Origin of the sequence: Micromonospora sp. NPDC005707, from assembly GCF_040631005.1 — a bacterium.
Classification (GTDB): domain Bacteria; phylum Actinomycetota; class Actinomycetes; order Mycobacteriales; family Micromonosporaceae; genus Micromonospora.
In genome coordinates, this window is sequence record NZ_JBEXYR010000018.1 from 67,407 (window position 1) to 91,040 (window position 23,634).

The window sequence follows — 23,634 nt, forward strand, 5'->3', positions numbered from 1 at the left end:
CGCTTGGGGGGACGGGGGTCAGCGGTGACGGTGGATCCCGCCGTCAGGACGGGGTTCGCTGGTGCAGCAACTCCTCGACTCCTCGTCCGCGGATCGAGGCGTCGAGGACCTGGGCGGTGTGTGCCAGCGCGATGTCGCCGCCGGCGCGGGTCACCGAGGCGGCGACCTGCATCAGGCAGCCGGGGTTGGCGGTGACGAGCAGCCGCGCCCCGGTGGCCAGTACGGTGCGGGCCTTGCGGTCGCCGAGTTCGGCGGCCGGCCCGGGTTGGAGGATGTTCCAGATGCCCGCCGAGCCGCAGCAGATCTCCGGATCGGCGATCTCCCGCAGTTCCAGGCCGGGGATGTCGCTGAGCAGCCGGCGGGGCTGCGCGCGGACGCCCTGGGCGTGGGCCAGGTGGCAGGCGTCGTGGTAGGCGACCGTCACCGGCAGCGGGTGCCGGGTGCCGACCTGGCCGAGCTCGACCAGTACCTCCGAGAGGTCGCGGACCTTGCCGGCGAAGTCGGCGGCGAGCGCCGCGTAGCGGGGGTCGTCGCGCAGCAGGTGGCCGTACTCCTTGAGGGTGGAGCCGCAGCCGGCGGCGTTGACCACGAAATAGTCGATGCCGGCGGCGGCGAACGTGTCCACCATCCGGCGGGCGAAGCGGCGCGCCTCCTCCTCCCGTCCGTTGTGCGCGCTCAGCGCCCCGCAGCAGCCCTGCCGGTCGGGCAGGATCACCACCTCGCAGCCCTCGGCGGCGAGCACCCGGGCGGTGGCGGCGTTCACCTCGGGAAAGAAGGCGCCCTGCACGCAGCCGGTGAGCATGCCGACGACGGCCCGCCGGGTGCCGACGGCGGCGACCCGCTGCGGCGGGCGGGCGGCCCGGCCCAGCCGGGGTGCGAGGGACTCCACCGCCGCGAGGGTGGGTGCCAGCCGGCGCAGCAGCCCGCTGCGGCGGACCAGCCGGGGCAGGCCGGTGGCCTGGTAGGCCCGCAGTGGCCCGCGCAGCAGCCGCAGCCGCCTCCGGTACGGGAAGAGCGCGAAGATCGCCGCCCGCAGCGCCCGGTCCCGGGGGCCCCGGCGGTGCCGGCGTTCGACCTGCTGGCGGGTGGCCCCGATCAGCCGGTCGTACTGGACGCCGGAGGGGCAGGCGGTCACGCAGGACATGCAGCCGAGGCAGCGGTCGAAGTGGGTGACCATGGAGTCGGTGAGCGGTTCGCCCTCCAACCCCTGCTTCATCAGGTAGATCCGCCCGCGTGGCGAATCCATCTCCTCGCCCCAGAGCACGTAGGTAGGGCAGGTGGGCAGGCAGAAGCCGCAGTGCACGCAGTCGCCGATCAGCTCGGCGGGCGGCGGGTGGTGCTCGTCGAAGGCGCCGACGCCGGGCGGCTGGGCGGCCGCGCCGAGCACGTCGCGGGGACCGCTGGCCGGCTGGCTCCCGCCGGGTGAGGTGACCGGGGTCGGGCCGGGCTGCTGGGCGATGCTCATCAGATCCCTCCCACGAATCGGCCGGGCGCCAGCCGGGCGTCCGGATCGAAGCGCTGCTTGACCCGGCGCATCAGCTCCAGGCCGTGGACCGGTCCCCACAGGTCGACCCGGTCCCGCACGGCCGCGGGCGCGGTGAGCACCACCGTGTGCCCGCCGGCGGCGGCGGTCGTGGCGCGGAGCGCGTCCACCAGGCCGGCGACCCGCTCCGGGTCGGATGCGCCGGGCAGGCCGGCGTAGAGGACACCGACGCCGGCGGAGCCACGCAGCGCCAGCGGCAGGTCGTGCCGGTCGGCCGCCGCGCGGGCATCGCTCAGCAGCCGGGGTACGCCGGAGAGCGCGGCGGTCAGCTTCAGGCCGACGTCCCCGTCCCGCCACGGATGGCGTGCCCAGCCTTCGGGCGGCTGGTCGGCGTCGGTGGCGTCGGCGCCGAGCAGCCGGCGGGCCGCGGCGGCCCGGGCGGTCACCCCGGCCGGGGTGCCCTCCAGCAGCACGGTGACGGTCGCTCGCCCGCCGGCCGGCGCGTCCACCTCCAGCGCGGTGGGTACGAGCTGGGCCGCCCGTACCGTGGCGGCCAGGCGGCCGGCCTCGGCCACGTCGTCCACGGCGCGGGAGACGTATGCGACGGTGGCGGGAAGCGGGTGCAGCCGGAACGCGCACTCCGTGATCAGCCCCAGCGTCCCGTACGCGCCGGTGACCAGCTTGCCCAGGTCGTAGCCGGCGACGTTCTTGACCACCTTGCCGCCGGCGTGCGCCACCACCCCGTCCGCGCGCACCAGGGTGACCCCGATGAGCAGGTCGCGGACCGTTCCGTAGAGCATCCGGCGCGGGCCGCTGGTGTTGGTGGCGACGGCGCCGCCGACGGTGCCGCCGGGCAGCGGTGCGTCGAGGGCGAGCTGCTGCCCGGCGCCGGCCAGGGTGGCCGGCAGCTCGTCGAGGCGGGTGCCGGCCCGGACCACGGTGATCAGGTCGCCGGCGGCGTGCTCGACCACCCCGGTCAGGGCGGTGGTGTCGAGGATCAGGTCGAGTCGACGGGGTGGACTCCCCCAGTCCTGCCTGGTGCCGCCGCCGCGGAACGTGACGGCCAGGTCGAGCGCGGCCGCCGCGCGCAGCAGGGCGGCGGCCTGGCCGGTGTCCCGGGGGGCGGCGACGTAGCGGGCCGGCACCCCGGCGACGGTGTCGTGCTCACCGGCGGCGCGGACGACCTCGGCGGCGGCGCGGAGCTGGTCGAGGGTCCGGTCGGCGGGCATCAGAACACCTCCGCCAGGCCGGCCTCCTGCGCCGGGTGGACTCCCTTGTGTCGACCCGGCACCTCGCCGCAGAGGCGGGGCGTCGGGAAGACCTTGCCGGGGTTGGCCAGCCCGTCCGGGTCGAACGCGCAGCGCAGCAGCTGCATCGTGTCCAGGTCGTCGTCGGTGAACATGCGGGGCATGTACTTCGCCTTGTCCATGCCCACGCCGTGCTCCCCGGTGATCGAGCCACCGTGGGTGATGCAGAGGTCGAGGATCGCGCCGGAGACCTCCTCGGCGCGGACGGTCTCGCCGTCGACGGCGGCGTCGAAGAGGACCAGCGGGTGCAGGTTGCCGTCGCCGGCGTGGAAGACGTTCGCCACCCGGATGCCGCGTTCGGCGGAGAGCTCGCCGATGCGGCGCAGCACCTCCGGCAGGGCGGTCCGCGGGATCACCCCGTCCTGGACGATGTAGTCCGGGCTGATCCGCCCCACGGCGGCGAACGCGGACTTGCGTCCCTTCCAGAACAGTGCCCGTTCGGCGTCGTCGGCGGCGATGCGGATCTCGAACGCCCGGTTCTCCCGGCACAGGCTCTCCACCCGCGCGAACTGGGCGGCGACCTCCGGTTCCGGCCCGTCCAGCTCGACGATCAGCACCGCTCCGGCGCCGGGCGGGTAGCCACAGTGCACCGCCGCCTCGGCCGCCTCGATGGCCAGGGCGTCCATCATCTCCACCGCCGCCGGCACCACCCCGGCCGCGATGATCGCCGAGGTCGCCGCACCGGCCTGGTCGGTCGTGGAGAACGCGGCGAGAAGGGTGCGCACCGACTCGGGCAGCCGGGTCAGCCGGACGGTCACCTCGGTGGCGATGCCGAGGGTGCCCTCGGAGCCGACGAACGCGCCGAGCAGGTCGTAGCCGGGGGCGTCGGGGGCGCGGCCGCCGAGGCGTACCCGGTCGCCGTCCGGGGTGACCAGCTCGACGCCGAGGACGTGGTTGGTGGTGAAGCCGTACTTCAGGCAGTGTGCGCCGCCCGAGTTCTCCGCCACGTTCCCGCCGATGGAGCAGATCTGCTGGCTGGACGGGTCCGGCGCGTAGTAGTAGCCGTACGGGGTGGCGGCCCGGGTGACCGCCAGGTTGATCACGCCGGGCTGCACCACCGCGCGCTCGTCGTCCGGCGCGATCTCCAGGATGTCGCGCATCTGCGAGGTGACCACGAGGACGCCGTCGGCGCGGGGCAGGGCGCCGCCGGAGAGCCCGGTGCCGGAGCCGCGGGCCACGAACGGCGTACCCGCGGCGACGCAGGCCCGCACGACGGCGGCGCACTGTTCCGCGTCCGCCGGGAGCGCCACCAGCGCGGGGATCACCTTGTACTGGGCCAGCCCGTCGCACTCGTAGGTGCGCAGCTCCTGCCGGTCGCTGATCACCCGGTCGGCGCCGATGGCGGCCCGCAGGGCGGCGGCGAGAGCGTCGAGGTCCGTCGGGGTCCTGCTCATCGCCACCTCCACCGTCGCGTCGGTCGTCGGTCAGGGCATCCGTTCGTACGCGGGCACGGTCAGGAAGTCGGCGAACTCGTCGACGACGGCGACCTCCATGAACAGCGCCCGGGCGTCGGCGTAGTCACCGGGAGCACCGGGCAGTGTCGCGATCTCCTCGTCGGCGATCCGTTCGACCAGCTCCCGGGTGACCCGCTCACCGGTGTCGTCGAGGGTGACGTCGTTGTGCAGCCACTGCCACACCTGGCTGCGGGAGATCTCCGCGGTGGCCGCGTCCTCCATGAGGTTGTAGATGGCCACCGCGCCGGAGCCGCGCAGCCAGGTGGCCAGGTACTGCACGCCGACGCTGACCGCGTTACGCAGGCCGCCCTCGGTGCGCCGGCCCGGGGTGGACCGGACGTCGAGCAGCTCGGCGGCGGTCACCCGGACCTCGTCGCGGGTGCGGTCGAGCTGGTTCGGCCGGTCACCGAGGACCTGGTCGAAGACCTCCCGGCAGATCGGCACCAGGTCGGGGTGGGCGACCCAGGAGCCGTCGAACCCGTCGCCCGCCTCCCGCGTCTTGTCGTCCCGGACCTTCGCCAACGCCGTCTCGTTGACCTGCGGGTCCCGGCGGCTGGGGATGAACGCGGCCATCCCGCCGATGGCGTGCGCCCCCCGCCGGTGGCAGGTCCGCACCAGCAGTTCGGTGTACGCGCGCATGAACGGCACGGTCATGGTCACCGAGTTCCGGTCGGGCAGCAGGAAGTCGGCGCCCCGGTTGCGGAACTTCTTGATCACGCTGAACATGTAGTCCCACCGGCCGGCGTTCAGCCCGGCGGAGTGCTCGCGCAACTCGTAGAGGATCTCGTCCATCTCGAACGCGGCCGGGAACGTCTCGATGAGCACGGTGGCCCGGATGGTGCCGCGCGGGATACCGAGGCGCTCCTGCGCGAGCAGGAAGACGTCGTTCCACAGTCGCGCCTCGAGGTGGCTCTCCATCTTGGGCAGGTAGAAGTAGGGTCCGGCGCCGCGGTCGAGCTGCCGGCGGGCGCAGTGGAAGAAGTAGAGGCCGAAGTCGACCAGGCTGCCGGAGGTGCGCTCGCCGTCGACCAGGATGTGCTTCTCGGTGAGGTGCCAGCCGCGCGGCCGGACCACGATGGTGGCCAGCTCACCGTCGTGCAGGGCGTACTGCTTGCCGTCCGGCGAGGTGAAGTCGAGCTTGCGGTCGATCGCGTCGCGCAGGTTGAGCTGGCCGGCGATGACGTTCTCCCAGAGCGGGGTGTTGGCGTCCTCGTGGTCGGCCAGCCACACCTTCGCTCCGGAGTTGAGCGCGTTGATGGTCATCTTGGCGTCCGTCGGGCCGGTGATCTCCACCCTGCGGTCGACCAGGCCCGGCGCGGGGTCGGCGACCCGCCAGTCGGACTCGCGGATCTCCCGGGTCTCGGGGAGGAAGTCGAACGGCGCGCCTGCGGCGAGCTCGGCCTCGCGCCGCTTGCGCCGGTCGAGCAGTTCGCGGCGGCGGGCGTCGAAGGCGCGGTGCAGGTCGGCGAGGAAGCTCAACGCCTCGGGGGTGAGGATCTCGTCGTACCGGGGGTGCATCGGCCCGGTGACCTCGATGCCGGCAGGGTTGGCCATCGACTCGCTCCTCACCGTGATATGTGTCGCGATCTATCCGGTGGTGCTCCCGCCGACTGTAGTTCTCGCTGGTCATGGCCGCGAGTTGAGCGGCGGCACAGTGGCCGGGAACGGTCGGTCCACTGCGGCGAGCGGTGCCTGACGAACGGCGAACGGTCGGATCGGGCTGGTGCTCAGGGCTCCTCCTCCGACCAGCGGTGCAGCGCAGCGGCCATCTGGGCCAGGGCGACGTGGGCGGCGTCGAACAGGGCCAGCTTCCGCGGGAAGTTGTGGATGAGCCCCTGGTATCGGGCCGCGGTGACGGGAACGCCCGCCGCCAGCAGCCCGGCGGCGTACCGCTCCCCCTCGGCGGACAGCAGGTCGAGCTCGGCGGTGATGACCACGGCGGGCGGCAGGCCGGTGAGGTCGGCCCGCAGGGGGTCCAGGTCCGGCTGCGTACGGTCCACGCCGGGCGGGGCGAACGCGTCCCAGAAGAACCGCATCTCCTCCCGGTCCAGCCCGTACTCGTCCAGGGCCGGGTAGTCGGCAGCGGGGTCGATGACCGGGCAGACGAGGAGCTGTCCCGCAAGCCGGGTCCCGGCGTCCCGGGCACGCCGGGCGGTCACCGCCGCCAGGTGCCCTCCCGAGGAGTCACCGGCGACCGCGATCCGGGCCGGGTCGAGGCCGTGCCGAGGCGCTTCCGGCCCGCGCAGCCAGGTGAGCGCGCGCACCATGTCGTCCAGCGGGGCCGGGTACGGATGCTCGGGCGCGAGCCGGTAGTCCACGGAGAGCACGGCCCAGCCGGACGCGGCCGCCAGGTGCCGGCACAGCCCGTCGTGGGTGTCCACGCTGCCCATCACCCAGCCTCCGCCGTGTGCGTAGAGGACCACCGGCAGCGCGTCGTCAGCTCCGTCGCGGTAGAGGCGGGCGGGCACGCCGCCGGCGTCGACGGTCATCACGGTCCGGATCGCCGGTCCGCTGCCCACCTCGGCGGGAGTGGCCTGGAGCATGCTGAGCCGTGCCGCCGGCAGGTTGGCCCGGGTGAGCGGGACGCGCTGCTGGACTAGCATCGCCGCCCGCGCCTGCGGGTGGAGCCGGCTGGGATCCACGCGGTCAGTATCGCCGGCCCGGCGGATGGGAGTGTTGCCGACACGGCGGTGCCGGACGGGCGAAGAGACCGCTACGGTCGGGACCGTGGACGAGCTTCTGCCGGCGCTGCCGGAGGACTGGGACCGCTGTCTCGCGGTGGCCGCACACCCCGACGACATCGAGTACGGTGCGGCCTCGGCGATCGCCCGCTGGACCGCTCAGGGCAAGCAGGTCACCTACCTGCTGGCCACCCGGGGCGAGGCGGGGATCGACGCGATGCACCCGGACCAGGCCGCGCCGTTGCGCGAGGAGGAGGAGCGCGCCGGGGCCCGGGAGGTCGGGGTGGACGTCGTGGAGTTCCTCGACCACCGCGACGGTGTCGTCGAGTACGGTCCGGACCTGCGCCGCGACATCGTGCGGGCGATCCGCCGGCACCGGCCCGACGTGATCGTCTCGGGCGCGTTCACCGTCCGCATGGTGGGCGGTATGACCAACCAGGCCGACCACCGGGCAGTGGGACTGGCCACGCTGGACGCCGCCCGCGACGCGGGCAACCGGTGGATCTTCCCGGAACTGGTGGACGAGGGGCTGCCGCCCTGGGGCGGTGTGCGCTACGTCTGCTTCGGGGGCGCCGAGCGTCCCACGCACGGCGTGGATGTCACCGGTGAGCCGTTGCGGCGCGGCATCGCCTCGCTGGCCGCGCACGCGGAATACACCCAGGGCCTGGGTGTGGCCGGACCGGAACCCGGGCCGTTCCTGACCTGGGCGGCGCGTCAGGGCGGGCCGGCGCTGGGTGTGGAGGCGGCGGTCCTGTTCGACGTTCACACCCTCGCCTTCGAGGGCCCACCGCCCTGGCTCTGAGCCTGCCTGAACCCTCTCCGCGGGGCGTGGCGTGCGGACGGTAGCCAGTCCGGCGGCGCGCCGATGACCACCGCCGGGGTGGCGCATGGTGCCGGCCTTTCCGAGCCGACGCCGATCGCCTCACGCCGGATCATCGCGCGCCGGCCCCACGAAGCTTCCGCCGGACGGTCCTGAAGTCCCGGGGGCTGCCGAAGGGGTAGATGGTGATGCGGTTGCCGAGCGCCGCCATCCGGGCGGCGGCGCCGGACAGGTCACCAGCAAGCCAGAGGACGTACGAGAAGCTGCACTCGGCCTGGACCCACCCGTGCACGGGCCGGTAGTCCGGGTGCCCGACCGACCTGGCCACAGCGTCCCGAATCTCGTCGAGGACAGCCGGCGAACGCAGGTGGGCGATGCCCGACTCGTACGCGAATTCCAGGTGCGCGTCGGCCACGGCCGCCGCGTTGAGCGATCCGGGCGGCGACGTCTCGGCACAGCGCCGCGCGAAGCTGAGCAACGTGTCCAGCGAACCGCCCCACTTCGGGCACAGCTGCTGGACGTGGGTCAGCTGGGCGTAGAACGGATCCGACCGTGCCTTCGCGGCGCGCTCGTACCGCCGGTTCGCCTCCGCCTGCCCCAACTGGAGACCCCGGGCGGTACGCAGCCGCGCCGTCCACGCGGCGATGTTGCCCGGCTCCTCCGTGGTCACGTCGCCGAGCACCCGCTCGGCCTCACGGAGGATCTCGTGGAAGGACGCGAACTGGCGGTTGCTGGTGTACCTGGCGCGCGCCGCCCCTCGGGCCTCCCACGCCATCCACACCAACCGGGCGCCGAGCAACGTACCGGCCAGGGTCGACTCGGCCGGTCCGCCTCCTGCCGTCCGCAGGAACGTCTCCACGCCCTTGGTCTCGGCGACCATCGCGGTGGCGACTGTCGGGTCGTCGTGCTCGGGCAGTTGGTCGAAGAAGGCGACGACGGCCGGCCAGTCCTCGGCGTGCAGGGCGCGCCGCAGCGGCGCGAGATCGGGGTAGTGGTCGACGAGGTCGTAGCTCGGCAGCCCGAGAAGTGAGGAGATCTTGAGGAGCGGCACGCCGGAGAGCATAGGAGCAGGCGGCCGGCCGCCGAGGGCGCCGATTGGCCCGAGGACGGGATCGAGCCGAAGCTGTGACCGGTCACCATACGTTCGACCACGAGCGGGCCCCCGTGCGCCCCTGCCGATCCGGACAATCTGTCGGGCGTGTTCGGTGTCCGGATGGCCTCGATCCGCGAGTGGGGCCGCGGTCAGCTGGGGCATTGCGGGAAATATGATCAGGTCATGCCTCTGACGGTGGATGACGTCGACCGGTTCGAGCTGTCGAGGCCCCGTCTGGAGGCCATGGCCTATCGTCTGCTCGGCTCCGCGGACGAGGCGGAGGACGTCGTGCAGGAGACGTTCTTGCGCTGGCAGGCCGCCGACGTCGATCGCGTCGAGGTCCCCGAGGCCTGGCTGACGAAGGTACTCACCAACCTGTGCCTCAACCAGCTCACCTCCGCGCGGGCCCGCCGCGAGACCTACGTGGGTCGGTGGCTGCCCGAGCCGCTGCTCGCGGGGGATCCGATGCTCGGCCCGGCCGACACCGCCGTGCAGCGCGAATCGGTGTCGTACGCGGTGCTCACGCTCATGGAGCGCCTGTCCCCCAACGAGCGGGCCGTGTACGTGCTGCGGGAGGCCTTCGACTACCCGCACCGGGAGATCGCTGAGATCCTCGACATCACCGAGGCCGCCAGCCAGCAGATCTTCCACCGCGCCAAGAAGCATGTCGCGTACGGCAGAGCCCGCAGCGAGATCGACCAGGCCGCCGCCCGGCGGATCGTCGAGGAGTTCCTCGCCGCCGCCACCAGTGGCCGGACCGATGAGCTCGTACGCCTGCTCACCAAGGACGCCATCTCCATCGGCGACGGCGGAGGGAAGGTTCCGGCACGCACCAAGGCGTTCGAGGGAGCCGTCGCGGTCGCGAAGTTCCTCTGGGGTCTGTTCAGGCCCGCCGAGGCCAAGCGCGCCATCGTCGGCGGCTCGCCCGAGATCTACGCCTGGACCGCCAATGGCGAACCCGCCGTTGTGGTCGTCGTGGAAGCCCGGGTCGTCGCCATCATGTGCCTGGAGGTCACCGCCGAGGGCATCACCGCCTGCCGTACGCAGGCAAACCCCGACAAGCTCGAACGCGCGACCCAGCAATGGGCGGCGGCGGCCCGCCATGGGGAGCCTTTGCTCGTGATGTGACCCGCATCACCCTCGGCTCCTGTCAGGAATCGGCGGGCCATCCGGTTCAAGTGACAAATCCGGACCGGACAGCAAGGGAGCCGACGATGAGGGTGCTGGTGGCAGGAGCGACCGGGGCGATGGGCAAGGAACTGGTGCCGCGCCTGGTCGATGCCGGACACGAGGTGTTCGCCATGATCCGCAGCGAAGCCAACAAGTCCAGGGCGGCACAGCTGGGCGCGGTGCCGGTCGTCGCCGATGCGCTGGATCGCGCCCAGGTGGAGGCGGCGGTGCGCCAGGCGGCCCCGGAGGTGATCGTCCACCAGCTGACCGCCATTGGCGACATTGATACCCGCCACTTCGACCGCAGCTTCGCCGCCACCAACCGGCTGCGGATCGAGGGCACCGACAACCTCCTGTCGGCCGCACGCGCCACGGGAGTACGACGCTTCGTCGCCCAGAGCAACGGCGCGTTCACCTATACGCGGACCGGCGGGCCGGTCAAGACCGAACAAGATCCCCTGGATCGCGCACCGGTCGGCCAGATGGCCCCGATGATCGCCGCGATCGAGCACTTGGAGAAGGCAGTGCTGGGCGCCGCCTGGACCGAAGGGATCGTGCTGCGCTACGGCGCCTTCTACGGACCCGGCACCTCCATGGCGCCAGGCTCCGAGCAGGTGGAGATGATCCGCAAACGCAAGTTCCCGGTCGTCGGCGACGGCGGCGCGGTGTGGTCGTTCGTCCACATCGCCGACGCCGCCGAGGCCACGGTCGCCGCGGTGGAGAACGGCGGCCGCGGCATCTACAACATCGTCGACGACGACCCCGCACCGGTCGCCGAATGGCTTCCGGAACTGGCAGCGATGCTGGGCGCTAAGAAGCCGATGCGCGTGCCGCGGTTCATCGGACGGCTGGCCGCCGGACAGGCCGGCGTCGTGCTTATGACCGAACTGCGCGGCGCATCCAACGCCAAGGCCAAGCGCGACCTGGGCTGGCACCCGACACACCCCACCTGGCGCCACGGCTTCCAGGTCGTGCCGTGACTTGCTGAGCGTCGTTCTTGCGGCCTCAGCCGGTGTCAGCGGAGCCGAACGCCTGCCGAAGGGCAACCATCCGCACGGATGGCTGCCCTTCGTCCGGGAGCGCTCGTACACCCGCGACAAGCTCTTGGACCCGGTGCCGACCTCGGGCGGCCTCAGCAGTTTGCCGCCGAACCGGGTGACGGAGTTTATTCGATGAACACGTTCACGGAGTCGGCCAGCCCGTCGTTTCGGTTGATGCCGACGAAGAATTCGCTCCCCACGTGGGTGACATCTTCGATCTCGTCGGTCAAGTTGTTCCCCGTAATGCCGATGTCGCTCTCCACATCGCCTCCAGACCAGTTGTACTGGTACACCCAGTTCCACCCGGTAGCGGGCGTTGAAGTGTTGATTGACTTGGTGTTCCAGATGTAGTTCTCAGAGCAGTCAATGCCTTGGTCGGAACGATTATCGTGACTCGTCAGGTTGCTCTTCGCCAGCGTCCATCCACTCGTCAGCGCACCGGCGCCGGGATGGGTCCACAGGCTACCCAGTCGTCGGGCAGCATATTTGCCGGCTCCGCCGGCAGCCGTCGCGCTGTAGCAGAGGCCGCTGATGTTGCCTATCGGTAGACGCACTTCCCCGGTGGCGCCAAAAGATCCGTCGGCGTTCAGGCGCACGACTGTCACCTCATCGCTGAGGAACGCCGACTGGCTCCCTTGGGTGGCAATCAGGGCCGGGCCCTGGCCCAGATAGTTCGGGTTGTAGGCGAGGTCATTGCCATGGCCGAGTGTGGGCATGGATGTTGGCGCCCCGGCGCAGACCCAGCTGGCGCCGTCCCAGGTTGAGCCGTCGCGTAACCACCTGGACAGGACGGGCTCTGCGCCAGCCGCCTTTGTGAAGACGATGTAAAGCTGGCCGCCCGGCCCCGCCACCATGCCTTGCATGACGGTGCGACCCGCCTTGCACGCACTGCTGTTCGGGATGTTCAGCCGTTCCGCCCCGCTCCTGTCTGTAGCAGCGTAGGCGGACGCTGCCGGCGCAGCAGCGATTCCCATTGACAGTGCGAGCACGGACGCGACGCTCGATAGTTTTTTCACTTCGGTGTCTCTCCTCCTAGGGGTAAGGCGGGAGCAGGGTATCGCTTAATGTAGACCTGTCTATGTTCTCTGCCGCGACGCCTTCCGCCTGAGGGTGTGGACCGAGGGCGAGGCGCTACCTCGACCTGCTAATGGGCCCTGCTCAGACCTGGGTTCACGGAGTCGATGCCTGATCGACGTCACCGACGAGCGAGTCTGGGGCCCGCATGCGCCACGCGTCGGTGACGAGTTCCTTCAACCGATCAACACTCACCTGCGTCAACCGCACCATGACCAGGGGTAACCCGTCATACGCGGGCGTGGTGAAGAAGACCGCGGGCTCGCCGAGGAGTAACGCCTGCTTCTCCGCTTCGTCACCCACGTACAGCACCGCGATGTCGGTCCGGATCCGGCGCGGCGCACCTGGCCTGCGCTCGGGGTAGGACCAGACAAACCCTTTGCCGGCGACCCGGAAGTCGAAGCCGGCACTGTCGATCTCGACCACGTGCGGCAGCGCCAGCGCCAGGTGACGGACATCGTCCGCGTCAGCCATCGAGGTCGCTCCAGGACACCGCTTCCTGCATCCGCAAAGCCTATCCGCCGCGCTGCCGCCGGCCGCCCTGGATGATCGGGTACCTACTCCCACGGGCACGGCGATCGGCTCCACCGTGGTCGGGCGCCCCGAAGCGATGTTGCGACCCGTTCGATGCCGCCAGCCGGCCGGGCACGTCCTTGCCCTGTTGGTTAACTGGTGTTCTACTTAACCAGAACAATTACCCACGCCCGTAGCGGATCGGGAGGACCACCAGGTGATCAACTTTCATGTTGACCGGTCCAGCAGCGTCCCCGCCTATGCCCAACTGGTGCGGCAGGTGCGTGAAGGCCTACGGATCGGGACGCTGAAGCCCGGGGATCAACTCCCCACCGTGCGCAGCGTGGTGACCTCGTGCACGGTCAACCCGACCACGGTGCTCAAGGCCTACCGGGAACTGGAGCTGTCCGGCTTGGTGGAGGCACGGCAGGGGGCGGGCACCTTCGTCAGCGGGACGCTCGGCCACGCGGATCCCCATGTCATGGCCCGCTTACGCGGCAGCCTGGCCCGGTGGCTCGGCCAGGCCCGCGAGGCCGGCCTGGAGGACGAGGACGTCCAGGCGCTGCTCGCCTCGGTGATCGTGGAGAACTCGACGCGCAGGGCCCAGGCTGGCGGCGACCGGCCGCAGGCAGAGCCGGCACCGGGCGCCGGGTTCCAGAGGCGGGAGGGCGCCGCATGAGCGAGCAGTCCATCGCCGTGGAAGCCCGCGACGTGGGCAGGCGCTACGGCAGCGTCTGGGCGCTGCGGGAGTGCAGCTTCCAACTCCCCGCCAGCCGCATCATCGCGCTGGTCGGCGCGAACGGCGCGGGCAAGTCGACGTTGATGAGCATTGTCGCCGGTACGTTGGCGGCCACCTCCGGCTCACTGCTGGTCCACGGCCGACCGGTGGTGAAGGGCAGGTCCACCGACGGGGGTGGTTCTGCCGGGAGCCGGGTCGCGATCCTGGCCCAGGACAAGCCGTTGTACCGGGACTTCAGCGTGTCGGACATGCTCCGCTTCGGAAGGTCGATGAACCGCGTGTGGGACCAGCGGCGGGCACTGTCGTGGCTTCAGCGCTTCGACATCCCCCTGGACCGCCGCTGCGGCAAGCTGTCCGGCGGTCAGCGGGCGCAGGTCGCGCTGGCGGTCGCCCTGGGCTCCCGCCCGGCGGTGCTGCTGTTGGACGAGCCCCTCGCGAACCTGGACCCGGTGGCCCGCACCGAGGTGACCGGCGAACTCATGGCGGAGGCCGCCGACAGCGACATGACCGTGATGCTGTCGACCCACATCATCGCCGAGCTCAGTGGCGTCGGAGACCATCTGCTGCTGCTCGATGCGGGCCGGCCGGTGCTCACCGGCGATGTCGAGGAGTTGCTCGACAGCCACGTGCGGCTGACCGGGCCCCGCGCGGAGCAGCCGCCTGGCCCGGGCGCGATCGTCCAGGCGCAGCACACCGACCGTCAGTCCACGTTCGTCCTTCGGCAGCCGGCGTCACCGACGGCGCACGCCGTCGTCGCCCCCGGCTGGACCGCGCAGCCCATCACCCTGGAAGAGCTGATCCTGACCTACCTCAAGGCATCGTCCAGGGCACAGCATGGTTTGGAGACAGCGGCATGAGCCCGGTCACCCGAGCGGCCCCCACGATGCGCCAGGACGATCTCGGGTACGCCGGGAACGTCCGCGGTCTGCTGTGGCTGACCTGGCGGCAGCACCGCTGGGCCCTGATCGGCACGCTCGTCCTGGCCGCGGTCCTGGTGGGCTGGATGACCTACCTGTCCGTGGAACTGACGGACCTGTGGCACCAGTGCGGCAACGCGTACTGCCCGGAGAACTCCCCACAAGGCGAGCGGCTCGCCGGGTCCTCGCGCCTGGTCCTGACCATGGGTGCCCTGTCCCGGCTGGTGCAGTACATGCCGCTGCTGATCGGCGTGTTCATCGGCATCCCGGTGCTGACCAGGGAACACGAGCAGCGGACCCTGCTGCTGGCCTGGAGCCAGGACGTCTCCCCGGGACGCTGGCTGTGGACCAAGCTGGGCATGCTCGGCCTGTTCGTGGCGGCGGTGACCGCGGCCGTCGCCGGTGTCAGCGACCACCTGGAGCGACTGAGGACTCTGGTCGCTCCGGGAACCCTGTTCGACTACGTGCCGTTCCTGAACACCGGGATGCTGCCGGTCGCGATCAGCATCTGCTGGTTCGCGGTCGGCGTCGCACTCGGCGCCGCGCTCAAACGCACGCTCCCCGCCGTGTTCGGCGTGCTTGCGGGGTTCATCGGCCTGACCTACCTCGTCCAGTGGCGGTACCCCACCCTCATGAGGCCGTTGTCCGCGCACCTACGGGTGGGCGGACCGGACGGCGGTCTGTTGCGGGACAACGCCCTGGTCGTCAAGGGCGGCATGATCGACTACGGTGGCGACGGGCCGTCCGGCGCGTTCGACGCCGCCGGCCGCCAACTCAGCGGCGTCGAACTGCAAACCCTGTGCCCGCCCGACAACGATGGCGGCAAGATACTCGCCTGCGAGTACACCAACCAGATTCAGCAGCACCTGCAGTACCAGCCCGGCAGCCGAATCCCCGACTTCCATCTGATCGTCGCGACCGGCTACCTGAGCCTGACCGCGGTGGCGCTCGCCGCCGCCTGGTGGATCGTCCGCCGCACCAACCTCAGCGCGGGCTGACCCCGACGCCTGACAATCCCGCACCCGGCGCTGAGCGGCATTGACGTCTCTCAAGTTGGCGACACGTCGCCGACGCCGCGGTCGCGGCCTCGACCAATACCGGTGCGTCCGGCGCTGCGGCCTGTCGGCCTGGTTCAGTCGACGATGATCACGTGAAGGTTGCGGGGGCCGTGGACGCCCTCGACCCGGTTGAGTTCGATGTCGCTCGTGGCGGACGGTCCGCTGATCCAGGTCAGCGGCCGGCCCGGGGTGACCCGGGCGAGGGCGTCCGGCACGGTGGCGACGACCTGATCGGCCCGCACCACGCACACGTGCACGTCGGGCAGCAGCGTGATGATGCGGCGGCCCTGGTCGGGTGCACCGTCGAGCACGATCGTGCCGGTCTCGGCCACGGCCACAGCCGCCGCGGTCACCACCCCGTCCGCGGCGGCGATCCGCCCCGGTGGGAGGTCGTCGTCCGTGACCGCGACAACGCTGTCGGGCAGCCAGTGCCGGGGCAGGCCGGGCGGCACCACGGCCTGCCGGCCGCCGAGCACCTCGTCGACGACCCTGGTGACGCCGGTGTCGGCGCACCGGTGCACGGTGGCCCGGTAGTCGGTGAGGCGGTCCACGAGCAGGTCCAGGTCGGTGGCGACGGCGCCGGCGGGCCGGTAGTCCCGGGGCACCTCGGCCGGCACCGGCCGGGGCTCGCCGAGGGCGGCACGCAGCCGGCCGAGAATGACCTCGCGCGCGCTCACCGCTGTGCCCACCATTGGCGGAAGGTCTGTGGCGGCGGCTCCGGCAGGTCGCGGCTGGCGGTCCAGCCGGACAGCGGCGGCGGCAGGCCCCGTCCGCGGGGGCCGGCGAGCTGGCTCAGCCGTGCCGCGCGCTGCGCGGCGGCGTACAGCGCCGGGTGGTCCATGGTGTACGCGGCCGCGGCCATGGTCGCCGCCTCGGCGCGCGGGTGCGGGGCCTGGGCGCGCAGGTGGACCAGGATCGACGGGATGTCGATCATGACGGGGCAGGCGTCGTAGCAGGCGCCGCAGAGCGACGAGGCGTACGGCAGGGAGGCGTTGTCGGCCACCCCGGTGAGCTGCGGGGAGAGCACGGCGCCGATCGGCCCCGGATAGACCGACCCGTACGCGTGCCCGCCGGTGCGTTCGTACACCGGGCAGACGTTGAGGCAGGCCGAGCAGCGGATGCAGTGCAACGCCTGCCGGCCCACCTCGTCGGCGAGCACCGCGCTGCGGCCGTTGTCGAGCAGCACCAGATGGAACGCCTGCGGGCCGTCGCCCGGCGTGACGCCGGTCCACATGGAGGTGTAGGGATTCATCCGCTCCCCGGTCGACGCCCGCGGCAGGAGTTGGAGGAACACCTCCAGGTCCCGCCAGGTGGGGATGACCTTCTCGATGCCCATCACGGTGATCAGGGTCTCCGGCAGGGTGAGGCACATCCGCCCGTTGCCTTCGGACTCGACGACCGCGAGGGTGCCGGTCTCGGCGACGGCGAAGTTCGCGCCCGACACGGCCACCCGCGTACTCAGGAACGTCTCCCGCAGGTGCCGGCGCGCCGCGGCGGCCAGGACCGCCGGCTCGTCCGTGAGCGCCGGGTCGACGCCCGGCATCGCCCGCAGGAAGATCTCCCGGATCTCGGCCCGGTTGCGGTGGATCGCCGGCACCAGGATGTGGCTCGGCCGGTCGTCGCCGAGCTGCACGATCAGCTCGGCCAGGTCCGTCTCGACGGGCTCGATCCCGGCGGCTTCCAGAGCCTCGTTGAGGCCGATCTCCTGGGTGGCCATCGACTTGACCTTCATGACCCGGTCGGCGCCGGCCGCCCGGACCAGTTCGGTGACGATCCGGTTGGCCTCGACGGCGTCAGCGGCCCAGTGGACCGTGCCGCCGGCCGCCGTGACGGCCGCCTCCAACTGCTCCAGCAGTTCGGGCAGGCGGGCCATGGTGTCGGTCTTGATCGCCCGGGCGGCGGCGCGCAGCTCCGGCCAGTCCGGCACCTCAGCGATCACCGCCCCCGACTTCGCCCGGATCGTCGTGGTCGCATGCCGCAGGTTCCGCCGCAACTGCGCGTCGCCGAGGGCGCGGCGGGCCGCGGCCGGGAACGACTCCTCGCCGCGCAGGTGCCCCACGCCGGTGGGGGCGGTGGCGGGCATACCCAGGAAGGTGCGTGTCACGGTCGCACCCCCGACCGCTCCCGCTCCCCCGCCGTCTCCGAGCGTTCCGTGCTGGCCAGGATCTCCGCCAGATGCACCGTCCGCACCCCCGCCCGCAGCCGCGACAGCCCGCCGCCGATGTGCATCAGGCAGGAGGCGTCCCCGGCCGTGCACACGTCCGCTCTCGTGGCCAGCACGGTGCGCATCTTGTCGGCGAGCATCGCCGTCGACGTGTCCGCGTTCTTCACGGCGAACGTTCCGCCGAAGCCGCAGCACTGCTCCGCCTGTGGCAGCTCCACCAGTTCCAGCCCACGGACCGCGCGTAGCAGCCGCAACGGCCGGTCCCCCACCCGCAGCATCCGAAGCGAGTGACAGGTCGGGTGGTACGTCACCCGATGCGGGTAGTACGCCCCGACATCGGTCACCCCGAGCACGTCGACGAGGAACTCCGACAGCTCATACGTCCGCGCGGCAACCCCCTCCGCCCGGCCCGCCAACCGCTCGTCGCCCGCCCGCCGCGCCACCACCGCATGCTGGTGCCGCACCGAACCGACGCACGAGCCCGACGGCGCCACCACCACGTCGTACGGGGCGAACACCCGCACGTGCCGGCGGACCAGCCGCAGCGCCTCGTCCGGATAACCGGTGTTCACGTGCATCTGCCCGCAGCACGTCTGATCCTCGGGGAAGACGACCTCGTGGCCCAGGCGCTCCAGCAGCCGTACCGTCGCCTTCGCCGCTTCGGGGAAGAGAGTGTCAGCGAGGCAGGTGACGAACAGAGCAATCCGCATGTTCTTCCACCCATCCGGGTCTCGGCGGCCCACCAGGTCGCCGTCGATCGCGCCGGCGGCACGGGCCTCCACCAGGATGCTACCGAGCGCGGTGGCCTCGACCAGTCCGGCGAGTACCGGTATTCCGCCGGCGTCGGCGGTGAGCTGGCACGGCAGACACCGATGTGCGGAACGCCCGTAAGGTGTGGCGAATGGGGTGGGAGGCACTCGAGCAGTGGGGGGAGGACGCCGCGCGCATCGAGCCGCTCGCCGGCGGAGTCGCCAACGACGTGTGGAGCGTGCGCGTCGGCGGGCACCTCGCGGTCGGCCGTCTCGGCACCCGGAGCGACGCTGATCTCGCGTGGGAGACCGAGCTACTCCACTATCTCGACCGTGCCGGTCTGACCGTGCCGGTGCCGATCCCGACCACGGACGGCCGGCTGTTCGCCGATGGTCTGGTGGTGATGACCTACCTGGAGGGCGGACCGCCCGAGACGCAGGCCGACTGGCGTCGCGTGGCCGGCGCGCTCCGCGAGCTGCATCGGCTGACGCGGGGGTGGCCGCAACGTCCAGGTTGGCGGTCGTCGACCGACCTCCTGCACGCCGAGACCGGGACGAAGATCGACCTCGGTGCGATGCCCCGTGAGGGCGTTGCTCGATGCCGGGCAGCGTGGGCGCGGCTCGCCGGACGTGAGACCTGCGTCGTGCACGGCGACCCTAACGCCGGCAACGTCCGCATGACCGCGAATCACGTCGCGCTGATCGACTGGGACGAGGCGCACGTCGACGTGCCCGACCTCGACCTCGTGCTGCCCGACAACGCCGCCGGCCTCGACGACGGCGCGTACGACATCGCCGCGCAGGCGTCGGCTGCGTGGGAGGCCGCTGTCTGCTGGGACGACGAGTACGCAGTCAAGCGGCTCGCCGAAGTTCGGGCGGTCTGAGAGCCCGTTCGAGGAGTGGACCTGATGGCGGTCGAGTGCGCACCTCTGCCGCCGACCGCGCGTCACGCACGGCAGGCAGCAGGCGTCCGCTGTCTCGGGCGGTGCTCGCTGGTCGCTGGGGCTCACGTGTCAGCAGCAGTGCTTCCCACTCCTACGACACCGCATCCTGCTCGGCTGAGGGGGTGCAGCCCGTCATCACCGGGAGTGAGACAGCCGCAGGTTGAGAAGGAGTCGTTCACGAGACGGTCCCCTTCTCGGCGCGCTTGGAATTGAGGAAGAGTTCGAGGGCCTCGACGACGAGGCGGTGGTCGTCGAGTTGGGGCAACCCTGAGACGGTGACGGTGCCGACCGGGCCGGTGCCCCTGAGGATGATCGGGAAGCAGCCGCCGTGCGCGGCGTACAGGGCCGCTTCGAGGTGGGATTTTTCCTCGAAGGTGGTGCCGCGGTCGCGGTAGGTCTGGCCCACGAGGTAGGAGCTGTGTCCGAACCGGCGGACGACGCGGATCTTGCGTTCGATCCAGTCGTCGTTGTCGGCAGAGGTGCCGGGCAGTGCGTAGTGGAAGAGTTGGTGGTCGCCGAGGCGGATGTCCACGGTGACGGCGTGGCCGCGCTCTCTGGCCAGCCCGACCAGGCGACTTCCCAGGGCCCAGGCGTCGTCATGGTCAAAGCGGTCGAACTGGAGGCGTTCTTCCTGCTCCTGAAGCTCCGGCGTCACGGCGTACCGTTCCCTTCCTCGATCGTCAGAACGATCTAAGCAGAGGAAGAGCCGGCGAGCGGAATCTTCATCGTGCCGGACGTCCGTCAGCAGATCGCGGGGGGCGCCGGCATACGTCGGAGAGGGTCTTCACACGTCGTCAAGCATTCGGGGGTCCGAACCAGCGGCGCAGGTAGGCACGTAGGCCGGTCAGGTCAGTGCCGCCTGCGCGGTAACCGACGTGCCCGTCCGGCCGGACCAGATAGGCGGCGTGCGCGCCGGGAGCCACACCCAGCCGGCGCAGCACCTGGTCATCAGACTCGGGCGCCGCCCAGACCGGACCGGCGAGGTGATGTGCGGCGAGCCTGCCGTGGTGGCGCCGGGTCAGGTCGTCGATCTCGTGCGCGGGCCAGCCTTCGGGTGGGCCGCAGAGCAGCAGGTGCCAGCCGGGGGCGGCGGTGAGCCGGTGCAGCGAGCCGCCGTCGGCCAGGGGGGCGTCGGGCAGCCGGTCGCCGGCTCGCGGACCGGTCCGCGGCGCGTGCGGGCCGTCGGTGGACAGCGGGCTGCGGCGGTAACGGATGGCAAGCTGGGCGACGGTGCGGAACGCGGTGGCTCGCACGATCCGGGGCGCGAGGACCGCCGGCAGCAGGGCGGGTGCGAGCCGGGTCCGGGCGAAGCGGACCAGCGGGTTGGTGGTCGTGGCGACGGTGAAGGCCCGGTCGCTGAACCGGAGCACCATCCGGCCTACCGGGGCCCGCTCCGCGTGGTAGCTGTCCAGCAGCGCCGGGTCGGCGTCGGCGTGCAGGGCCTGGGCGAGTTTCCAGCCGAGGTTCACCGCGTCCTGGATGCCGGTGTTCATGCCCTGCGCGCCGGCGGGGCTGTGGATGTGCGCGGCATCCCCGGCCAGGAACACCGGTCCGGCCCGATAGGCGGTGGCGGCCCGGTGGTGCAGCCGGAAGTTCGTCGCCCACAGCGGGTCGTGCAGCCGTAGCGCGCCGCCGGCGTACGCGTCGGCCAGCGCCTGCAGTTCGGTGAGGTGGACCGGCGCGGTCGGCGGGGTCGCGTCGTCGGAAGGTCGCATCGCCACCATCCGCCAACTGGCCGGGTGCCCGAGCGGGAAGAGGAACAGCAGCCCCCGCCCGGCGAGGAAGGCGTGTGCCGCTCCCGGCTCGACGCCGTCGACCTCCAGGTCGGCCAGGACGAACGTCTGCGGGTACGCGCCACCCTCGAAGCCGATCCCGGCGAACTGCCGCACCGCGCTGTGCGCACCGTCGCAGCCGACCACGTATCGGGCCGACACCTGCTCCTCGCGGCCGTCGCGGTCGCGCAGCGTCGCGACGGCCGCCTGATCGGTACGGTCCAGGCCGACCAGTTCGACGCCGCGTTCGACGCGAACGCCGAGCGTCGCGAGGTGCTCGCCGAGCAGCCGTTCCGTCTCCGCCTGGGACAGGAACAGCAGATACGGGTACGCCGTGTCGGGCAGGCCCAAGCCGAACAGCGGCACCGAACGTTGCCGCCGGCCCGCGTGCAGGGTCAACCGGACCGCCGGGTTGCCGGCCGCCACCATCTCGTCGGCCAGTCCGAACCCGGCGAGAACCTCCAACGTGCGCGGCTGGACCGCCAGCGCCCGCGACTCGCGTACCCGGTCGAACGCCCGGTCGACCACGCGCACCCGCGCGCCGTGCCGGGCGAGTTGCCCGGCCATGGTGAGGCCGGTCGGCCCCGCGCCGACCACCAGCACCTCCACCTCGGAGCCCGCAGCGCCCGTCATCGGCAGCCGTTACCTTTCAGTGCGCTTTAGTGGGCACACGATCGGTCGCCCCGCCTTGCGGTGGGGACGGTCCCGGTCTTGCCGGCGGATGCCGTGCCGGGTTCACGCTTCACAGCCACCTGCCCGCGTGCGCGGGTCTTCTGGTCGGCTCCACGTGCTGCCACCGAGCCACTCCCGGCGGTGTTGACCTCAGCCGCCAAGGCGGCCAGGTTGCGTGCGGCGTTGCGGTCACGGTCGACGACCAGCCCGCACGCCTCACATTCGTACTCACGCTCGTGCAGGGCGAGTTTGGCTTTCACCGCGCCACAACCCGAGCAGGTTTTCGAGGACGGATACCAGCGGTCGGCCACGAGCAACCGGCCGCCGTTCCACCCGGTCTTGTATGCCAGCTGACGGCGGATCTCGGCGAAGCCGGCATCAGCGATGTGCCGGGCCAGCCGCCGGTTGCGGAGCATGCCCGCGACGTTCAGGTCTTCGACAACGATGCTGCAGTGTTCGTGTGCCAGCCTGGTGGTGAGCTTGTGCAGCCCGTCGCGGCGCAGGTTCGCGACTCGAGCGTGGGCACGGCCAAGTCGCCTCGAGGCACGCTGCCAGCGGTTCGAGGGGCGGCAGCCGGTGCGCCGGTCGGGCCCGGACTTTCGCGAGCAGGCCCGACCGAGCGCCCGCAGTCGGGCCTGCGCTGCGACGAGGTGGCGCGGGTTGTCGACCAGCTCGCCGGTGGACAACACCGCAAGGTGCTTGATCCCGACATCCACACCCACCACCGAGCCGGGCCGGGCCGGTTGCCGTTCGGCCCGCTGCACCTCAACGGTGAACGAGACATGCCACCGTCCGCCGTCGCGGCGCACGGTGGCGGACATGATCCGCGCGGTGCCGTTGTCGACACGGCGGGCGAGCTTACGGGCGCATTCGTGCAGCTTCAACCGGCCCAGCCTCGGCAGCACCACGTGCCTGCGGTCGGGCTCAACGCGGATCGCGCCGGTGGTGAACCGCACCGACGGTGTGCCACGGCGGCGCGACTTGAAGCGGGGGAAACTGACCGGCCTGCCGGCCCGCCCGCCGTTGCGGGAGTCAGCCCAGTTCTTCAGGCCGCGGGCGAGAGCGTCCAGGCCGGTGTTGAACGCCTCTTTGGACACCTCGCCCCACCACGGCGCCGCCTCGGCCTTCGCGGCGTTCCACGCCTTACGCAGCCCGGCGAGCGACCACGGCAGCGACGGCGTCAGCAGCTCATCGGCCACGCCATAGAAGCGCTCCGCCGCGCGCTGGTCCATGACCGCCTTGACCCGAGCGAGCGCCCAGTTGTGCGCGACTCGCGCAGCCCCGACGTGCGCGTTCACGGCGCGTTCCTGACCCGGGGTGAGGTCCAGGGCGAACCGGTACGCCTGGATCGTCTTCACGTCGGGTCCTCGGTGGCCGCCTCGACCGCCCGGCGGACACGGTCCGCAGCGGCGCGCCGGCCGTACAGGCGAGCGCACAGCGACGTCAGGACCTCCGTCACGTCACCCACGAGGTCGTCGTCGACCCCGGACGGGTCCACCACCAACAGCCGGCGGCCCTGCGCGGACAGCGCAGCCTCGACGTACTCGGCTCCGAACCGGGCGAACCGGTCCCGGTGCTCCACCACGATCGTCGAAACGGCCGGGTCACGCAACAGCGAGAGGAACTTCTCGCGGTGCCCGTTGAGCGCTGAGCCGACCTCGGTCACCACCCGGTCGACGGCAAGTCGCTGACCGGTGGCCCACACCGTCAGCCGGGCGACCTGCCGGTCCAGATCCGGCTGCTGATCGGCCGAGGACACCCGGGCGTACACCACAACCTGCCCGGCGCCCTGGGCCCCGCCGGTCACTGGTTCACCGACCATGATCAGCCGGCCGAGCCGGTAGGCGGGAACCGGCAGCGTTCCGGACTCGTACCGCCGCCGCGCAGTCGCGTACGAGACGCCGGTGGCCGCCGCCCATTCCTTCAAATGCACACCGTCACCATAGCCGGCTGCTGAGCACTCCTGACCACCGGAAAGCCAGCA

At 71.7% G+C, this 23,634-nt stretch carries 22 protein-coding genes; 7 read left to right on the plus strand and 15 right to left on the minus strand.

Going from position 1 to position 23,634, the window contains the following annotated elements:
- Positions 1-43 precede the first annotated feature (43 nt).
- The 5 genes from ABZ452_RS28180 to ABZ452_RS28200 all read right to left on the minus strand — a co-directional run bounded on the left by ABZ452_RS28180 (position 44) and on the right by ABZ452_RS28200 (position 6,886).
- On the minus strand, positions 44-1,465 hold the full coding sequence (locus ABZ452_RS28180; protein WP_357949116.1) for a heterodisulfide reductase-related iron-sulfur binding cluster: 1,422 nt from the start codon (positions 1,463-1,465) through the stop codon (positions 44-46).
- Positions 1,465-2,712 (minus strand): FAD-binding oxidoreductase, encoded by a 1,248-nt coding sequence (locus tag ABZ452_RS28185; protein WP_357949119.1) that lies wholly within the window; start codon positions 2,710-2,712, stop codon positions 1,465-1,467. The genes ABZ452_RS28180 and ABZ452_RS28185 overlap by 1 nt, the downstream gene beginning before the upstream one ends.
- The gene (locus ABZ452_RS28190) at positions 2,712-4,184 is read right to left on the minus strand and encodes an FAD-linked oxidase C-terminal domain-containing protein (RefSeq protein WP_357949121.1); all 1,473 of its coding nucleotides are present in this window, start codon (positions 4,182-4,184) and stop codon (positions 2,712-2,714) included. The genes ABZ452_RS28185 and ABZ452_RS28190 overlap by 1 nt, the downstream gene beginning before the upstream one ends.
- Positions 4,185-4,214: 30 nt before the next feature.
- Positions 4,215-5,798: a malate synthase A gene (gene aceB, locus ABZ452_RS28195; protein WP_357949123.1), complete on the minus strand. Its 1,584-nt coding sequence runs from the start codon at positions 5,796-5,798 to the stop codon at positions 4,215-4,217.
- A gap of 173 nt (positions 5,799-5,971) precedes the next feature.
- A complete protein-coding gene (locus ABZ452_RS28200) occupies positions 5,972-6,886 on the minus strand; it encodes an alpha/beta hydrolase (protein ID WP_357949125.1) in 915 nt (304 codons plus the stop codon).
- Between the two features lie 85 nt (positions 6,887-6,971).
- On the opposite strand from ABZ452_RS28200, the gene ABZ452_RS28205 reads away from it, so the two are divergent.
- Positions 6,972-7,727, plus strand: coding sequence for a PIG-L deacetylase family protein (locus ABZ452_RS28205; protein WP_357949127.1), 756 nt, complete (start codon positions 6,972-6,974; stop codon positions 7,725-7,727).
- A gap of 130 nt (positions 7,728-7,857) precedes the next feature.
- Here ABZ452_RS28205 and ABZ452_RS28210 read toward each other — a convergent pair whose 3' ends face one another.
- Positions 7,858-8,796, minus strand: a complete 939-nt coding sequence (locus ABZ452_RS28210; RefSeq protein ID WP_357949129.1) for a hypothetical protein — start codon at positions 8,794-8,796, stop codon at positions 7,858-7,860.
- 225 nt (positions 8,797-9,021) lie between these two features.
- On the opposite strand from ABZ452_RS28210, the gene sigJ reads away from it, so the two are divergent.
- Together sigJ and ABZ452_RS28220 are read left to right on the plus strand one after the other, a co-directional pair.
- The gene (sigJ, locus tag ABZ452_RS28215) at positions 9,022-9,966 is read left to right on the plus strand and encodes an RNA polymerase sigma factor SigJ (RefSeq protein ID WP_357949132.1); all 945 of its coding nucleotides are present in this window, start codon (positions 9,022-9,024) and stop codon (positions 9,964-9,966) included.
- Positions 9,967-10,052: 86 nt separating this feature from the next.
- On the plus strand, positions 10,053-10,988 hold the full coding sequence (locus tag ABZ452_RS28220) for an NAD(P)-dependent oxidoreductase (protein WP_357949135.1): 936 nt from the start codon (positions 10,053-10,055) through the stop codon (positions 10,986-10,988).
- Between the two features lie 185 nt (positions 10,989-11,173).
- Here ABZ452_RS28220 and ABZ452_RS28225 read toward each other — a convergent pair whose 3' ends face one another.
- Complete coding sequence (locus ABZ452_RS28225) at positions 11,174-12,064, minus strand: hypothetical protein (RefSeq protein WP_357949137.1); 891 nt, start codon at positions 12,062-12,064, stop codon at positions 11,174-11,176.
- Positions 12,065-12,218: 154 nt separating this feature from the next.
- Entirely contained in the window at positions 12,219-12,596 is a 378-nt protein-coding gene (locus ABZ452_RS28230; RefSeq protein WP_357949141.1) for an MmcQ/YjbR family DNA-binding protein, read from the minus strand.
- Between the two features lie 256 nt (positions 12,597-12,852).
- Between ABZ452_RS28230 and ABZ452_RS28235 the strand changes: the two genes are divergently transcribed.
- From ABZ452_RS28235 to ABZ452_RS28245, 3 genes are read left to right on the plus strand one after another with little or no spacing between them, the layout of a single operon-like run.
- Complete coding sequence (locus tag ABZ452_RS28235; RefSeq protein WP_357949145.1) at positions 12,853-13,314, plus strand: GntR family transcriptional regulator; 462 nt, start codon at positions 12,853-12,855, stop codon at positions 13,312-13,314.
- Positions 13,311-14,231: an ABC transporter ATP-binding protein gene (locus tag ABZ452_RS28240; protein WP_357949148.1), complete on the plus strand. Its 921-nt coding sequence runs from the start codon at positions 13,311-13,313 to the stop codon at positions 14,229-14,231. The genes ABZ452_RS28235 and ABZ452_RS28240 overlap by 4 nt, the downstream gene beginning before the upstream one ends.
- Positions 14,228-15,289 carry an ABC transporter permease gene (locus ABZ452_RS28245; protein WP_357949151.1) on the plus strand — a complete coding sequence of 354 codons (1,062 nt, stop codon included), beginning with the start codon at positions 14,228-14,230 and terminating at the stop codon, positions 15,287-15,289. Before ABZ452_RS28240 ends, ABZ452_RS28245 begins: the two co-directional genes overlap by 4 nt.
- Positions 15,290-15,423: 134 nt before the next feature.
- Here the strand turns inward: ABZ452_RS28245 and ABZ452_RS28250 are convergent, their stop codons facing one another.
- The 3 genes from ABZ452_RS28250 to ABZ452_RS28260 are packed head-to-tail and all read right to left on the minus strand — an operon-like array spanning position 15,424 to position 18,223.
- Positions 15,424-16,026 carry an LUD domain-containing protein gene (locus ABZ452_RS28250; RefSeq protein WP_357949153.1) on the minus strand — a complete coding sequence of 201 codons (603 nt, stop codon included), beginning with the start codon at positions 16,024-16,026 and terminating at the stop codon, positions 15,424-15,426.
- On the minus strand, positions 16,023-17,432 hold the full coding sequence (locus ABZ452_RS28255; protein ID WP_357949286.1) for a lactate utilization protein B: 1,410 nt from the start codon (positions 17,430-17,432) through the stop codon (positions 16,023-16,025). Before ABZ452_RS28255 ends, ABZ452_RS28250 begins: the two co-directional genes overlap by 4 nt.
- 17 nt (positions 17,433-17,449) lie before the next feature.
- Positions 17,450-18,223, minus strand: a complete 774-nt coding sequence (locus tag ABZ452_RS28260) for a (Fe-S)-binding protein (RefSeq protein WP_357949290.1) — start codon at positions 18,221-18,223, stop codon at positions 17,450-17,452.
- 191 nt (positions 18,224-18,414) lie between these two features.
- Between ABZ452_RS28260 and ABZ452_RS28265 the strand changes: the two genes are divergently transcribed.
- Entirely contained in the window at positions 18,415-19,146 is a 732-nt protein-coding gene (locus ABZ452_RS28265) for a phosphotransferase (RefSeq protein ID WP_357949155.1), read from the plus strand.
- Between the two features lie 235 nt (positions 19,147-19,381).
- Here the strand turns inward: ABZ452_RS28265 and ABZ452_RS28270 are convergent, their stop codons facing one another.
- From ABZ452_RS28270 to ABZ452_RS28285, 4 genes are all read right to left on the minus strand, one after another.
- The gene (locus ABZ452_RS28270) at positions 19,382-19,861 is read right to left on the minus strand and encodes a heme-degrading domain-containing protein (RefSeq protein WP_357949157.1); all 480 of its coding nucleotides are present in this window, start codon (positions 19,859-19,861) and stop codon (positions 19,382-19,384) included.
- 139 nt (positions 19,862-20,000) lie between these two features.
- Positions 20,001-21,611, minus strand: coding sequence for an FAD-dependent monooxygenase (locus ABZ452_RS28275; RefSeq protein WP_357949160.1), 1,611 nt, complete (start codon positions 21,609-21,611; stop codon positions 20,001-20,003).
- Positions 21,612-21,637: 26 nt separating this feature from the next.
- Entirely contained in the window at positions 21,638-23,008 is a 1,371-nt protein-coding gene (gene tnpB, locus ABZ452_RS28280; protein ID WP_357949162.1) for an IS607 family element RNA-guided endonuclease TnpB, read from the minus strand.
- Positions 23,005-23,583, minus strand: a complete 579-nt coding sequence (locus ABZ452_RS28285; RefSeq protein WP_357949165.1) for an IS607 family transposase — start codon at positions 23,581-23,583, stop codon at positions 23,005-23,007. Before ABZ452_RS28285 ends, tnpB begins: the two co-directional genes overlap by 4 nt.
- Positions 23,584-23,634: the final 51 nt, after the last annotated feature.